The sequence below is a fragment of the Boudabousia tangfeifanii genome, assembly GCF_001856685.1.
Taxonomy (GTDB): domain Bacteria; phylum Actinomycetota; class Actinomycetes; order Actinomycetales; family Actinomycetaceae; genus Boudabousia; species Boudabousia tangfeifanii.
In genome coordinates, this window is sequence record NZ_CP017812.1 from 1,056,810 (window position 1) to 1,071,453 (window position 14,644).

Annotated in this window: 12 protein-coding genes; 11 read left to right on the forward strand and 1 reads right to left on the reverse strand. The window is 50.2% G+C overall.

All coding sequences use genetic code 11. The annotated features are described in order from the left end of the window. Positions 1–6: 6 nt before the first annotated feature. Entirely contained in the window at positions 7–2,355 is a 2,349-nt protein-coding gene (locus BK816_RS04265; protein ID WP_071164072.1) for a hypothetical protein, read from the reverse strand. 114 nt (positions 2,356–2,469) lie between these two features. Between BK816_RS04265 and BK816_RS04270 the strand changes: the two genes are divergently transcribed. The 11 genes from BK816_RS04270 to BK816_RS04320 all read left to right on the forward strand — a co-directional run bounded on the left by BK816_RS04270 (position 2,470) and on the right by BK816_RS04320 (position 14,618). Then, positions 2,470–3,840: a replication-associated recombination protein A gene (locus BK816_RS04270; protein ID WP_071164073.1), complete on the forward strand. Its 1,371-nt coding sequence runs from the start codon at positions 2,470–2,472 to the stop codon at positions 3,838–3,840. 117 nt (positions 3,841–3,957) lie between these two features. Continuing rightward, positions 3,958–4,581, forward strand: coding sequence for a 30S ribosomal protein S4 (gene rpsD, locus BK816_RS04275; RefSeq protein ID WP_071164074.1), 624 nt, complete (start codon positions 3,958–3,960; stop codon positions 4,579–4,581). Between the two features lie 101 nt (positions 4,582–4,682). Beyond that, entirely contained in the window at positions 4,683–5,105 is a 423-nt protein-coding gene (locus tag BK816_RS04280; protein WP_071164075.1) for a DUF948 domain-containing protein, read from the forward strand. A gap of 53 nt (positions 5,106–5,158) precedes the next feature. After that, complete coding sequence (gene alaS / locus BK816_RS04285) at positions 5,159–7,840, forward strand: alanine--tRNA ligase (RefSeq protein WP_071164076.1); 2,682 nt, start codon at positions 5,159–5,161, stop codon at positions 7,838–7,840. Between the two features lie 9 nt (positions 7,841–7,849). Beyond that, a complete protein-coding gene (ruvX, locus tag BK816_RS04290; RefSeq protein WP_170299666.1) occupies positions 7,850–8,329 on the forward strand; it encodes a Holliday junction resolvase RuvX in 480 nt (159 codons plus the stop codon). Next, positions 8,326–9,765: an endolytic transglycosylase MltG gene (gene mltG / locus BK816_RS04295; RefSeq protein ID WP_083379067.1), complete on the forward strand. Its 1,440-nt coding sequence runs from the start codon at positions 8,326–8,328 to the stop codon at positions 9,763–9,765. Before ruvX ends, mltG begins: the two co-directional genes overlap by 4 nt. Further along, the gene (locus BK816_RS04300) at positions 9,747–10,580 is read left to right on the forward strand and encodes a shikimate dehydrogenase family protein (protein WP_071164078.1); all 834 of its coding nucleotides are present in this window, start codon (positions 9,747–9,749) and stop codon (positions 10,578–10,580) included. Before mltG ends, BK816_RS04300 begins: the two co-directional genes overlap by 19 nt. Further along, a complete protein-coding gene (locus BK816_RS04305; RefSeq protein WP_071164079.1) occupies positions 10,577–11,227 on the forward strand; it encodes a prepilin peptidase in 651 nt (216 codons plus the stop codon). The genes BK816_RS04300 and BK816_RS04305 overlap by 4 nt, the downstream gene beginning before the upstream one ends. 74 nt (positions 11,228–11,301) lie before the next feature. Then, complete coding sequence (aroC, locus tag BK816_RS04310; RefSeq protein WP_071164080.1) at positions 11,302–12,507, forward strand: chorismate synthase; 1,206 nt, start codon at positions 11,302–11,304, stop codon at positions 12,505–12,507. Beyond that, complete coding sequence (gene aroB / locus BK816_RS04315) at positions 12,500–14,104, forward strand: 3-dehydroquinate synthase (RefSeq protein ID WP_071164081.1); 1,605 nt, start codon at positions 12,500–12,502, stop codon at positions 14,102–14,104. The genes aroC and aroB overlap by 8 nt, the downstream gene beginning before the upstream one ends. Beyond that, positions 14,094–14,618 (forward strand): hypothetical protein, encoded by a 525-nt coding sequence (locus BK816_RS04320; RefSeq protein ID WP_071164082.1) that lies wholly within the window; start codon positions 14,094–14,096, stop codon positions 14,616–14,618. Before aroB ends, BK816_RS04320 begins: the two co-directional genes overlap by 11 nt. Positions 14,619–14,644 lie beyond the last annotated feature (26 nt).

Here is a 14,644-nt window from a genome sequence, read left to right on the forward strand (position 1 = left end):
ACGTAGTTACCAGTTGCGAACTTTTTGATGTAAATCGTTGATCAATGGGATGCGGTATCCCATCTTAGAATCGGTATCGTCTCGCATGATCGCAATCTGGGGGACTAGTAGCAATGACACTACAATCGAAAGTACTACTGTTGCCACGGTGATTAATCCGATTGTGGCTGGTTGTACTTGACCGCTAAAAATGGCTGGCAGTGAAGCTGCTGTGGCAACTGCCCAAACTGCACGAGTTGTGCGGGGCCGAGAGTTGAATAGCGGTTCAATCAGTAGAATCGCGACTAACATGATCGAAATAAATCCACCGATAAAGATCCCAGTCAGGTCAATGCGGTGATCCATTCCTGCACCGGGTAGGTAGGCGAAAACACCAGCTTTGAATAGACCCGCAATACTGCCAATTGAGCCGGCAACCGTGAGGAAACCGACCGCGACCTCGATCGCTGCCCACCAGGCGTTGGCAGAAAGCAGGAGCAAACTTAGGTAGGCCACTAAGGCCACGGAAATAAGAACCCAAATCGAGCCGCTGATTGCGGTTTCGATAGCTTCGAGGTTTCGCGCGTTGTCCGAATAAACTTCCTTTTCAAAGGCTGGTTTAGAATCAACAATCTGGTGGAACGCTTTTTGCTGTTCTTTAAATGTAGGCAGCTCGGGGACAAAGGAAAAATTAATAGTGGAGTACTTGCCATCGCCCACTTCCGTGGCAGCACTTTCGACCTTTAGCAGATCAGAGTCACTTGCTACCTGATCTGCCCAAGTTTGTAGCTCAGTTGGTGAAGTCTTTGCGATTACCGAGAAGTCAGCATCTGCCATGGCTGGGAATTGCGCATGTGAAACCTCTTGAAAATGAACGGTTTGCGAAACATTGGTAAGTTCTGCCGAGGTCGAGGCCTTGGGAGAAAGCGCAAACCAGGGGAGCGCAGTTAGGGCCAAGAAAAGTAGTGCTAAGGCTGGCGCGGCTAGATTTCTCGCAAATGGGGTCGAACGATAGGAAGTGTTTAGATGCTTGTGGATTCGCTGTCCAAACTCATGCAGTTTGCCTCGGACGGAAGTGGGATCAATGCTCTTGAGGGTAGTTCTCGTCTGATCCTCGGTAGCTCTAGAAGGAAGGAAATACTCAAGCGTCAACTGCAGGCCAGGAACAAGAAGGTAAAGCAAGAACCAAATAGCCGCAGTAGCCAAAATCATGACTGAACCATAGACCTGCAAATAGCGCAGCTGAATGATTAAGGAGAGGCATACGGTGATAACCGTAATCGCTGCTGAGGTTAGCAATAGTAAGAAGTTGTCGCTAACTCGTTGAGCGATTTGTTTAGCGCGAGTTGCTTCTTCGGGATCAGAAGTTGGGTTGATAATTTCTTTCAAGAATTGCTTAAAAGGTTTCTTGATAGGGACGCTTGGTTCAGGAGTGGAAATCTCTAGCTCCAAGGCGTCAGCAAGTTGATGTTCGAGGGCGCTTTGCGCATCCTCCAGTGATTGTCGTTGGGTGCGTAGTACCCGATCCTGATCGATCCCCAGTAGAGCCCCAATGGCCATGATGCCTACCAAGAGTGAAACTAACGCAAAAACGGGGACTAAGGAAGTTGGTACAGCCACGATAAAGGTGGCAACCCAAGCAACAAAAAGTCCGGTCATGGCTGCAAAAAGCACCCCAAGACCACCGGCAATAGCCGTGGCTGGTCGCATTGCCGAGAAATAGAATCCAGCAGCTGCGGCCAGCAGGCCAAAAAGAATAATAAAGCTGGTTTCCCAAGCTACATGGGAACGAGCGATCGAGTTAGCATAAGCAGGAGAGTTGATATAGACCCGTGCTTGGGGATACTGATCTTGTAAGGCTGATTCGAGCTTTTCAAACTCGTTAATTGCAATTTTTTCTGTATCTGCGGCAGATTGCGTCTCTTGACCTGGAGTGGCTAAAGCCAAGGCGATAAAACCATCGCCATCTTGGGCGATTAAGGGGTTAGCGCTAGCATCTGCATTTTCGACATATTCGAACTGGAATGGGTCAAGTAGCTGTTTACGCGGTTCTAATTTGGCATCACGGGCAAGATCATCACGAATTGGTGCAAACAGTTCAGCAACTTTGTCAAAATCCTCTTGGTTTTTGATTGGAACACCTTGGACGAGGACGGCAGTGGTCTGGTCGCCACCACGGGCCGTGTCGATCATTTCTTGGGCACGAGCAACCGTCGAATCTAGAGCCCGATCTGGATCTGGAAATGTCCGAGAGATAAGTGAGCCGGCTCCAAAACCAGTGCCAACCGCGAGGATAAGCACAATTAACGTGGCTACGAAGCTAGCTGCGAGCAACTGGAAGCGTTCATATACTTGCGTTGTCAGATACTTGATCACCTCTCTATTGTGCCATTAGTCCGTGGTTTACTCTTGGTAGTTGCCAGAAAAAGGGGCACTGCTCACTTAATTTCCGAGTTAGCTTAGCTTCTCAAATCCTAGTAGCCTTGATCTGTGGATCTTTTTAATAGTGGCCTTCATAGTCCAGTAGCTGCCAAGACTGAAACGACGACTACCCCTGCTCATCTACCTCTTGCAGTTAGAATGCGTCCACAAACATTGGCTGAAATCGTGGGGCAAAAAGAAGCTTTAGCGCCAGGTGCTCCCTTGAGGAGACTGCTACAAAACGCTGCTCAAACGACCGCAACTTCTATTTTCTTGTGGGGACCGCCAGGAACAGGTAAAACTACCTTGGCCTATTTGTTGGCTAAAGCCTGTGATTGGTCTTTTGTGGAAGTCAGTGCGGTAACTTCTGGAATTAAGGATGTCCGTGCTGCGATTGATCATGCTAAAAGTGACTTAAAGCTAAGCGGGCGCCGGACCTTACTTTTCATTGACGAGGTTCATCGTTTTTCTAAAACCCAACAAGATGCCTTATTGCCTGCCGTCGAGAATGGCTGGGTCATGTTGGTGGCCGCCACCACGGAGAATCCTATTTTTTCGGTGATTTCACCTTTACTGTCGCGTTCTGTAGTAGTTACTCTCGTGCCATTGTCAGATGAAGAGATTGAAACGCTATTAGAGCGAGCGGTAAGTGATGAACGTGGGTTGAACCAGACTGTCTCGCTTACTAAAGAAGCTAAAGAGGCGCTGATAAATAGCGCTGGGGGAGATGGTCGTAAAGCTCTGACTTTATTAGAAGCTGCCGCCGCAGCGGCTCTTAATGGGGACGATCAAGATCAGGCAGAAGCGTCTAGCTCTTTGCCGCAAGTGACTGAAAATCTGGTGGCGGCGGCTGCGGGTTCAGCACCTCTTCGCTACGATCTCGATCAACACTACGATGTTGCTTCTGCTCTGATTAAATCGATGCGAGGCTCTGATCCTGACGCAACCGTCCATTACCTAGCTCGGATGTTGGCAGCTGGGGAAGACCCTAGGTTTATTGCCCGCAGATTAATGATCGCTGCTGCCGAGGACGTGGGACTAGCTGATCCCCAAGTGCTCGTGACCGTAACCGCGGCAGCTCAAGCTGTAGCCATGGTAGGGATGCCCGAAGCCCGGATTATCCTCTCAGAGGCAGCCTTAGCGATTGCCACGGCACCGAAATCTAACGCTGCCTATTTGGCTATTAATCAGGCAATGGCAGATGTGCAAGCAGGTAAAAGCGGACAGATACCGGTTTACCTACGTGATTCTCATCGCCCTAATACTAAAGACGAGCCAAGTTATAAATATGCCCACGACTATCCGCATGGCATAGCTCCGCAAGAATATTTGCCCCAGACTTTGCAGGGGACTAAATACTATCGGCCAACTGACCGTGGATTTGAGAAAAACCTCACTTCTCGGCTTGTCAAAGTAGAAAGCCTGCGGAAACCACGGTAATCTAGCCAAGTTGTGAACTTTAATGCTCACACCTGGGGGCTTAGCCCATGTGGTGCCCCCGTTGCAATCAAAAGATTGTAACGCACGAATAAAACCCGTACAGGAAGGTTTAATATTATGGCAATCAGCCGTACTCGTCGTCAGGTTCGCCTGTCCCGCGCTTTGGGTATTCCATTGACCCCAAAGGCTGTCCGTTACTTCGAAAAGCGTCCATATGGTCCAGGTGAACACGGTCGTGCACGTAAGCGCAGCGAATCCGACTACGCAATCCGTTTGAAGGAAAAGCAGCGTCTACGCGCTCAGTACAACATCCGTGAAGCTCAGCTAGTTCGCGTCTTCGAAGAAGCACGCCGCGCTGAAGGCCTAACCGGTGAAAACTTGGTCGAATTGCTCGAAATGCGTTTGGATGCCCTCGTGCTCCGTTCCGGTTTCGCTCGCACCTCGGCTCAGGCTCGTCAGATCGTTGTGCACCGTCACATCCTAGTAGACGGCAAGATCGTTGACCGCCCATCCTACCGCGTGAAGCCAGGTCAGGTCATTATGGTTAAGCCTAAGTCCCAGACTATGGTTCCATTCCAGGTTGCTGCCGCTGGTGAACACCGCGATGTACTCCCAGCCGTTCCAGCTTACCTAGATGTTCAGCTAGAAAAGCTCACTTCCACTTTGGTTCGTCGTCCAAAGCGTGACGAAGTTCCTGTCACCTGTGACGTCCAGATGGTGGTTGAATACTACTCTCGCTGATCTTTCAGCTTTTTTGAGCCCCGAGGCGAACTACTTGCCTCGGGGCTCAACATTTTAGTTAGAATCGTTCTAAGAAGAAACGTCACAATCAGGGAGAATAAATGAGCTGGACAGACATTGCGAGCATGATTGCCGCAATCGCATTCGCCGTTTTAGTTTTGGCTTTGGTCTACCCCTTATTTCAACTGGGTAAGACATTTCAGCAGACTGCTAAGTCGGTAGCTGAACTGACTGACTCATTGGAAGAAACCGTACAGGCCAGTACAGAAGCTGTAAAGAGTGCAAATTCGTCATTGGAAAAGGTTGACACAATCACCTCTTCAGCTGCTAATGCTGTAGCCGATGCTTCTGCACTTTCAACCCTAGTAACCGCTTCGCTTGGCTCACCATTAGTAAAACTTACTGCCTTCTCACGATCCGCCCGCCAAGTTGCTTCTCGAGAAAAGTCGATGAAAGACTTTAAAGCAACTTACCGTACCGAAGCTAACAATTTACGTTCAGCGATTCTTGATGCCCAAAATTAAGTGATTGTGCATTAAACTTGTTCAGTATTTTCTTTTCTAAGTAGAGGGAACCCATGCGTACTTCTGAAATTCGTCAACGCTGGCTTGATTATTTCGCCGAAAAAGATCACCATATCGCTCCGTCGGTCTCGTTGGTTTCACCAGACCCTTCGATTCTCTTCACGATTGCCGGTATGGTTCCTTTCATCCCGTACATCATCGGGACTGAACAAGCTCCTTGGCCACGCGTAGCGTCGGTACAGAAGTGTATCCGTACTAATGACATTGATAATGTTGGTAAAACAACTCGTCACGGCACCTTCTTCCAAATGAATGGTAATTTCTCCTTCGGTGATTACTTCAAAGAAGGTGCGATTGACTTTGCTTGGGAGCTTTTGACCGGCGATGTAGAGAAGGGTCGTTATGGCCTAGATGGCGATCGCATGTGGGTCACTTTGTGGGAAGAAGATAAAGAATCCTTTGAACATTTAACCAAGGTCATCGGACTCGATCCAAAACATATCGTACGTCTACCTCGCAACGAAAACTTCTGGGATACTGGCCAGCCAGGCCCAGCAGGACCATGTGCCGAATGGCACTACGATCGTGGGCCAGCTTTTGGCCCAGAAGCAGAAGGTGGCACTGTCGACCCCGGTGGCGACCGTTATCTCGAAATCTGGAACCTAGTTTTCGACCAATTCCTTCGCGGTGAGGGTAAGGGTAAAGACTACCCGTTGCTAGGTGAACTAGATAAGAAAGCAATCGATACCGGTGCTGGTTTGGAGCGTCTTGCAGTGCTATTGCAGGATAAAGCCAACATGTACGAAATCGATGAGGTTTACCCTGTCATCGCAGCTACCGAAGAAATTACTGGCAAGAAGTACGGCTCGGATCAAGAAGCTGACATCCGCATGCGTGTGGTGGCAGACCACATCCGTTCGTCATTGATGCTGATTACCGATGGGGTAGTGCCAGGCAACGACGGCGCGGGGTACGTCCTTCGTCGTCTAGTTCGCCGTGCAGTACGTTCCATGCGTCTACTTGGCGTTGATCGCCCAGTCCTTCCTGAACTTTTGCCGGTATCGAAGGCAGTGATGGAATTATCGTACCCAGAGATTGCCAAGAATTGGGATCAGATTAGTGCCACTGCTTACGCCGAAGAAGATTCTTTCCTTCGCACCCTAACTGCGGGCACCACAATCTTCGACAATATCGTAGCCGGTGCAAAGAAGTCCGAAGGACCTGCGGTACTTTCCGGTAAGGACGCTTTCGCGCTCCATGACACTTACGGTTTCCCAATCGACTTGACGCTCGAAATGGCTGCGGAAAATGGGGTTAGCGTTGATGAGGACACCTTCCGCAAACTCATGCAGGAACAAAAAGATCGTGCTCGCCAAGACGCCCTTGTTAAGAAGACCGGTCACGTCGATTCCCGTCTATATCATGACCTGCAGGAACAAGTGGGCGGAGCTGTTGAGTTCCTGGGCTACACGGAAGACACTGCTAACGCGAAGGTAGTTGGCCTCCTAGTTGACGGTCAGCTACAGGGTGCGGTTACCGCTCCTGCCAAGGTAGAAGTTATCCTCGATCGCACTCCATTCTGGGCTGAAATGGGTGGTCAGCTGGCTGACCACGGTCAAATCATTTCCGATCATGGTGCCAAATTTGCAGTTAGTGATGTCCAAGCCCCCATTAAGGGGCTGACAGTACATCGTGGCACTCTTGAAACTGGCGAACTAGCTTGTGGTGACACGGTGACCGCAGCTATCGATACTGTTCGTCGTGGTGATATTGCTCGGGCGCACACCTCCACTCACATGGTGCATCAAGCACTTCGTGAGTTCCTTGGAGACAAAGCTACCCAGGCTGGCTCCGAAAACAGTCCTTCGCGACTCCGCTTTGACTTCCGTCATGCGAAGGCAGTTAGCCCCGATCAGCTTAACGACATTGAAGGCCGCGTAAACGACCAATTGGTTGAGAACCTAGCCGTAACCGATGAAGTAATGGACATCGATGCCGCGAAGGCCCTAGGTGCTACCGCTCTCTTCGGTGAAAAGTATGGCAAGGAAGTCCGTGTTGTTACCATCGGTGACGGTTGGTCCCGCGAACTCTGTGCTGGTACCCACGTGCCGGCAACCGGTCTGATTGGCCGCGTCACCCTGTTGGGTGAGTCCTCGATTGGTTCTGGCGTTCGTCGTCTAGATGCCGTCGTCGGCAAGGGTTCTTACGACCACCAAGCCAAAGAACATGCGCTAGTTTCGCAGCTTTCTAACCTAGTTGGCCGTCCAGTTACCGAGCTACCACAAGCGGTTGAGTCAATGATGAACCGTTTAAAGAATGCCGAAAAGGAACTAGCTAACCTACAGCTCCAATCCACCTTGGCTAAAGCCTCGCAACTAGCTTCGCAAGCTACTGACGTTAACGGGGTAACCGCGTTAGTTGCTGATCTAGGGGAAGTTAGCTCGGCAGATGTTTTGCGCCAAGCAGTTCTGCAGCTACGCGATCAACTGGGCAATATGCGTCCAGTAGTAGTCGCACTCGGGGCTAAGACAGGCGATAAGGGATCCCTAGTAGTAGCTCTAAATGATGCTGCAAAGGCCGAAAAGCTTTCGGCTGGTAACTTGGTGAAGCAAGCCGCGCAAGCTGCTGGTGGTGGCGGCGGTGGCCGTCCAGATATGGCTCAAGCCGGTTTGAAGGACGCTGCTAAGTTGCCGCTTGCACTCCAAGCAATTTCCCAAGAGCTAGGCGCAAAGTAGGAGTCTATTTTGAGTCCAACTCGTTTCGCTTATGACGTCGGAAAATCTCGAATCGGGGCAGCTCGCGCCGTTTCGGGAACTTCCGTGGTCTTACCGATAACCACCTATCGGGTAATGCCCATGGAAGTACATTTCGACGAAATTCTTGACGATTTGGAAACCTACCAGCCTGAAATCATTTATGTTGGTTTACCCCTACATTTGAATGGAAAAGCGGGTATTAGCGTTGAGATGGCTAAGGAATTCGCTGCCAAGTTACAGGAACTATACCCGCAGGGTACTATTCGCCTAATCGACGAACGATTGACTACAGCTACCGCCCACCAACACCTAGCAGCCGCTGGAATTTCTGGGAAAAAGCGTGGGGGAGTTGTAGACCAAGTAGCAGCTTGTGTTATTTTGGAGCAAGCGATAGCTGCAGAGGAAAGCACTGGTGAACTTGCCGGCTTACCTTTTGATGTAAAGAAAAATAGAAGGGAAAAGAAATGACCTCCCCAGACAACCTGGAGCCAGGAAAGCGCGCGATTCCCTCCCGACGCCAAATGCGTCATCATCAAGGACAGCCAAGTTCTAACGCTCCCACGCCAAAGGTCGAAGGTGGAAACGTCCTCGGCCCATTGCGTCATGAAGCGCCATCTACAGGTGAATCTACGCCTACCACTCAGACCACGCCTACTCCCGCTAGCGCCAACCCGCCATCATTAGCAGAAGCAAAGCCGCAATCCACCAACTCGACCTCAGCTGCGTCTTCGGAACAAAGTTCCAAGACAACAGCGCAACCTGCTCGTCCTTTTGCTCCTGCAGTGGCACAACCGAGCCACAAAGATACGGTTAAGGCGAAAGGACCCAAGCGGTCCAAACAGTGGATCGCTACGCTTTTAGTGATTGCTACTATTGTTCTACTTGCCTTCCTCGGAATTTATCTTGTGAAGTCCCATTTGGTTAAGTCGCCGGCACCAGTGGCCGAAGACTACACCGGTAAAGGTGAAACTGCAGTTACTGTCGAAGTACCAGAAGGTGCTAGCGGGGCTCAGATCGCCCAGGCTTTGAAGGATAAAGATGTGGTTGCGTCCACCAAAGCTTTTATTAAAACAGTTAGCCAGAATTCTGAAGGCAATTTGATTCAACCTGGCACCTATGAGCTTAAAACCAAGATGAGTTCAGCAGCAGCCCTCGCAGCCTTATTAGATCGCTCGAATCGCGTAGACGTTGGCATTACGATTCCGGAAGGCTTTACCGTAAAACGTATTACCCAGCGTCTAGTTAAGCGGGGCGGTTATAAGCAAGAAGAAGTTGAAGCGGCCTTTAAGAATCCGGAAGCTATTGGCTTACCACCTCAGGCCAATGGCAACCCAGAAGGTTGGATCGCTCCAGGTACTTATCTGCAAAAACCAGGCGAAAAGGTCACTGACTTTATTCGCAATATGGTAGTTAACAACGTTGAGCGCTTAAAAGAACTTGGGATTCCAGCAGATCAGCAAGAGGCTGTTTTGACTAAGGCTTCGATTCTTGAACGCGAAGTCTCGATTGAAAAATATATGCCTCAGGTAGCTAGAGTCATCGATAATCGCCTAGACCCAGTCAAAGGTAAGGAAGTATTGAACCGACTCCAAATGGACTCAACCGTATCCTACGCGGTCGGCCGTTCTGGTGGTATTCCTACAGCCGAAGAGCTAAAAGTTGATTCACCCTACAATACTTACATCAAACCTGGACTACCTCCTTCTCCGATTGGAGTAGCTGGTACCGCCGCAATTAAGGCCGTATTGAAACCAGCTGAAGGTGATTGGTTGTACTTTGTGACCACCAACCTAAAGACCGGTGAAACTGTGTTTGTAGATACTTACGAACAGTTCAACCAGGAAAAGGAAAAGCTAAAGGCATTCTGCCAAGAGAATCCGGAAATATGCCACAAAAATTCCTAGTAATTGGTAATCCTGTCAAGCATTCGCTATCACCGATTCTGCATCAAGCAGGGTATAAAGAGTTAGGCTTAGACGCTACTTTTAGCGCTTACGAAGTAAGCGACTTAGCTAAAGAATGGGACTATCTTCGTGGGTTCCAAGGCTTTGCGGTGACTATGCCTTGGAAACAAGAAATCCGAAAGTATCTTGACAGTGAAGAACCTGCGGCTAATGCTGTCGGGGCAGTCAACACTGTCACTATTTCTGGTGGGCTAGTAAGCGGTGGTAACACTGATATTTACGGCATTGCCCAAGCGATTCGGGCTGCTAGCGGTCGAGATCACTTTGCACGTCTAGCCATCATTGGGGGACGAGCATCAGCTTGCTCCGCACTGGCAGCAAGTGGCGAACTAGGCCGTCCTCAGGTCACCGCGATCGCTCGTACGCTCTCTGGCCCAGGCACAATCGCAGCTGCCAGCGCTAAACTGGGGGTAAATGTAACTTATTTGCCCTGGAGACTGACCGAGAAAGCACAAGCAGCTATTAGCGAAGCTGATTTAGTCATCTCAACGGTTCCAAGTGCGGCTGCGGCCGAACTTACTTCGGGATTGAAGGTTTCCTCGCAGGCAGTGCTACTCGAGGCAGCATATTCGGATCCACAACGGCCTTTATCCCAAACCTTTGCGGCGCAAGGAGCCACGGTTGTTCCAGGCACTGACATGCTTTTCTATCAGGCATTGGCCCAGTTCCAAATTATGACTGGTTATCAAGCACCTGCTAAACAAATGCGGGAAGCACTAGACCAAGCGCGACGTGAAAGAGGTATTAACGCATGAGTGATGTAGCCCTTACTTTTCCAAACTGGCTGGCAATAACTCTGAGTGCCATTTTTATCTTGGCTAATTTAGCTGGCGCTTGGCTCATTACGCTCACCGTTGCTCCCGCCTATACCGCGCCGACGCATGATCGTCGCTGGATATATCTCAGCCCGATTTTCTCTATTGGGCTGGCGGCACCATTCCTTTACGATCCGTTGGCTTACGCGCTTTGCGTCGGTGTCCTTGCATGGCTAGCACCGGCGATCATGATTGATTCTGCCACCCACAAACTTCCGAACTTATTGACCGTAGGTACCAGCGTGGCAGCTGTTTTAGGTTCTATTTTGCTCGCTATCTATCATTGGGATGGCACCATCTTCTTTTCCTCCCTATTGATCGCCGCTTTCGCCACCATTGTCTTAGTTATGATGTATCAGATGGGCTTTGGGCTTGGCGCAGGGGACGTCAAGCTTTTTCCCGCTTTGGTGATGTGCGCGAGTTCTACCGGCACCGCATTGACCTTCTTCCTCGCTCTCGCGATTTTCCCAGGATTCTATGCGCTAGCTTTGCTAATGCTTGGTAACGATCGACACAAGCGTATTGCTTATGGGCCTTGGATGGCTCTTGCCCTCTGCCTGGCGTTATGGATTAATGCATTCATCTAGTTTGGCCTTGCCGAGGACGAACTATTCTGCCTAAACTTACCCCTAAACTTGCTACCTTTTAGAAAAGGATCATTATGTTGCGTTGGATTACAGCTGGAGAGTCCCACGGCCCCGCACTAGTTGGGATTATCGATGGGGTACCTGCGGGGATCAGTTTGACCAGTGCTGACTTTAATGACGCGTTAGCTCGTCGCCGACTTGGAGCTGGACGAGGTGCACGTCAAAAATTCGAAGCCGATCGGCTTGAAATCATGGGCGGCATTCGCCATGGCAAGACTACTGGTGCCCCGATAGCTTTGGTAATTCACAATTCAGAATGGCCAAAATGGGAAACCGTAATGAGTGCCGACCCAGTAGATCCACAAGATCTTTTAATTGATGCTGGAACTGGTGATGAACGTGAAATCGCGCGAAACCGTCGTCTCACGCGTCCTCGGCCAGGTCATGCCGACTTAGCAGGTGCCATTAAATATGGGCATGATGATGCTCGCAATGTGCTAGAACGAGCTTCAGCCCGAGAAACTGCCACTCGTGTCGCCCTCGGCGTGGTAGCCAAAGCTATCTTGGCCCAGGTAGCCGAGGTAGAAATTCTCTCTGCTGTGAGGGCACTTGGGGAAGTTGCCTCTTCGGCACCACTGCCTCAGCCGGGACAAACTCCTGCGCTTGACGCCAGTCCTGTACGTTGTTTGGATCAAGAAACCGAGCAGCAGATGCTTGCGCACCTTGAGGAGTTAAAAAAGGCTGGAGATACTTGCGGTGGCATCGTCGAAGTGATTGCCTATCAAGTTCCCGTCGGACTCGGCTCGCATACGCAATGGGATCGGCGTTTAGATAGCGCGATCGCCGCTTCTTTAATGTCGATTCAAGCAGTTAAAGGAGTAGAAGTTGGGGACGGATTTGCCAATGCAGCTCGTCCTGGTAGCGCTGCGCATGACGAAATTTTGCCTTCTGAAGATGGCCGAACCACGCGTGCTCAAAACCACGCCGGTGGCATCGAAGGTGGTATTTCCAATGGCCAACCCATTTATGCTCGGGCCGCGCTAAAGCCAATCTCTACTGTGCCTAAGGCATTACGCACTGTGGATTGGGATAATGGCGAAGAGGCAAAAGCTAACCACCAGCGTTCGGATACTACCGCAGTGGTACCTGCTGCAGTAATTGCCGAGGCTATGTTGGCACTGACCCTTGCCGACGCTCTTTGCACTCGTGTCGGGGGAGATAGCCTGACACAAATGAAAGCAAACTTGGCAGCTTTGCAAGCAGGAGATCACCGTGCCTGAGGCAACTGAGCATAAACCAATTGCGCTAATCGGCTTACCAGCAGTGGGAAAAACGACTGTCGGAAAACTACTTGCTAGTGCGCTTGGTGGCACCTTTATTGATACGGATGCGGCCATTGAAGCTAGTGAAGGGCGCACCATTGCTGAAATTTTTTCTGACGAGGGCGAGGAATATTTTCGACAGCTTGAAACCGCTGCGATTACTCGGGCACTGGGAGAAGATGAAGTAGCTGTAGTTTCCCTTGGCGGTGGTGCTATCGAGCAACCGGCTAACCGAGAACTGCTTAAGCAAGCACAAACAATTTATTTAGCCGCTGAGGTTTCTCAGCTATTGGCTCGAAGTGGTTGGGATGCCGCGCGTCCTCTCTTAGCTGGCCAAGACGGCCAAAAGAAACTAGAAACCTTAGCCCAACGTCGTGTGCCACTATACGAAGAAGCGGCAGATTTGACGATCCAGGTGGCAGAATCTAGTGCTGATCAAGTAGCTACAAAGTGCCTTGCTGCGCTCGGGTTAGAGACTAAAGTGATTGCGGTTACCGGAGATAAATCATACCCGGTTGTTATCGGGCATGATCTCGAAGCTGCGTTGATTAGTCAGCTCCTTGAACTAGGGCAAGACATTTGCCTAGTTCACCCTCCAACTTTGGCAGAAAAAACGGAACAGTTAGCAAAAAAGTTAACCGCCAAGGGTGGGCGAGTTACGTGCTATCAACACCCAGACAAGGAAGCTGGGAAATCCTATGAAAGTGCCATTGCTGGTTGGGAACACCTCGGTAACAATCTTTATGGTCGCGATGCGGTAATTGTTGGAATTGGTGGGGGAGCGACTACTGATCTCGCCGGTTTCCTTGCGGCATCTTGGCTTCGTGGAGTCAAACTAGTACAAGTTCCCACTTCCTTGTTGGGAATGGTTGATGCGGCCGTTGGCGGCAAAACTGGGATTAACACTGGCGCCGGAAAAAATCTCGTCGGTGCGTTTTACCCGCCAAATGCAGTGTTTGCAGATTTAGATTGGCTGGCAACTCTAGATGAAACGAATTGGCGAGGCGGCCTAGGCGAAATTGTCAAGTGTGGTTTCATCGCCGATAAAGAGATCTTGTATTTCTTGGAGCATTTACCTGCGAATACTCTTCCGAGTGGGCCGGTGCTAATCGAACTTGTAGCTAGAGCCATTGCCGTAAAGGCCAAGGTCGTTTCGGCAGATTTGCACGAATCAGGGTTGCGTGAAATTTTGAATTTCGGACATACCTTCGGACACGCCGTAGAAAAGGCCCGAGGCTATCGGTTGGGACATGGACAGTGCGTGGCTATCGGGATGGTCTTCGCTGCTGAGCTATCACGCCAACGGCTGAACCTGCCAGCCAGTAAGGTGGCGCAACTAGTGGCTTTGCTCGAAAAGCTTTCCCTACCTACTAGCGTTTCCGACTTACCGTGGGAAGATTTGTTGGCGATTATGCGCACAGATAAGAAGGTGCGTGCAGGTCAGATTCGTTTTGTTCTTTTGTCGGATTGGGGAGTGCCCCAGATTGGTCAAGTGCCGACCACTGAACAGCTATTAGTGGCTGCAAGAAAAGTAGGAATTGAAGTTGGAGCATAAAGCTGACAAGCCAAATTTGCCCATTATTGTCGCTATGAATGGTGCGTGGCCGAATGCTCAGACAAAACTGTGGAAAGAGGCTTTGGTGACCTATTTAGGTCAACCACTCGTCGATTTAACTGATCCACAGTCTGAATTTTTTCTTGCGGAGGACGACTTCCGTGGAATGGCCTCAAGTGCCGAGCTAATCGAAAAATGGCAGCAAACCTTAGCAAGCACGATTAATCTGCCGGCTTTACTGATTCTGCCACCTGCGATGGTTGAGTTAAAGAATTCCCAAGAACTACTTGCGGATTGTACTCGTCCGATATTTTTACTTTCGGTACCAGCTCGTACCGCCTGGCAATACCTTGGGCTTGGAATCGCGGGACAACCAGTAGGGCTAGGGGCGATTCGTGCCCAGTGGATGAACATGTGGTCACAACGAGTCTCCGCCTGGGAAAATGTGGGGGCAAAAGTCATAGATTGCTCACAAACTGAGCCAAGTAGCTTGCCCCCAAAGCTTTTCCCGTAAATTCACGCTAATATATTGCCGTCATC

Coding starts and splice junctions, on each gene's coding strand:
- BK816_RS04305 (WP_071164079.1), top strand. CDS start 10,577: ATGAGTGATGTAGCCCTTACTTTTCCAAACTGGCTGGCAATAACTCTG.
- mltG (WP_083379067.1), top strand. CDS start 8,326: ATGACCTCCCCAGACAACCTGGAGCCAGGAAAGCGCGCGATTCCCTCC.
- alaS (WP_071164076.1), top strand. CDS start 5,159: ATGCGTACTTCTGAAATTCGTCAACGCTGGCTTGATTATTTCGCCGAA.
- BK816_RS04280 (WP_071164075.1), top strand. CDS start 4,683: ATGAGCTGGACAGACATTGCGAGCATGATTGCCGCAATCGCATTCGCC.
- aroC (WP_071164080.1), top strand. CDS start 11,302: ATGTTGCGTTGGATTACAGCTGGAGAGTCCCACGGCCCCGCACTAGTT.
- BK816_RS04300 (WP_071164078.1), top strand. CDS start 9,747: ATGCCACAAAAATTCCTAGTAATTGGTAATCCTGTCAAGCATTCGCTA.
- rpsD (WP_071164074.1), top strand. CDS start 3,958: ATGGCAATCAGCCGTACTCGTCGTCAGGTTCGCCTGTCCCGCGCTTTG.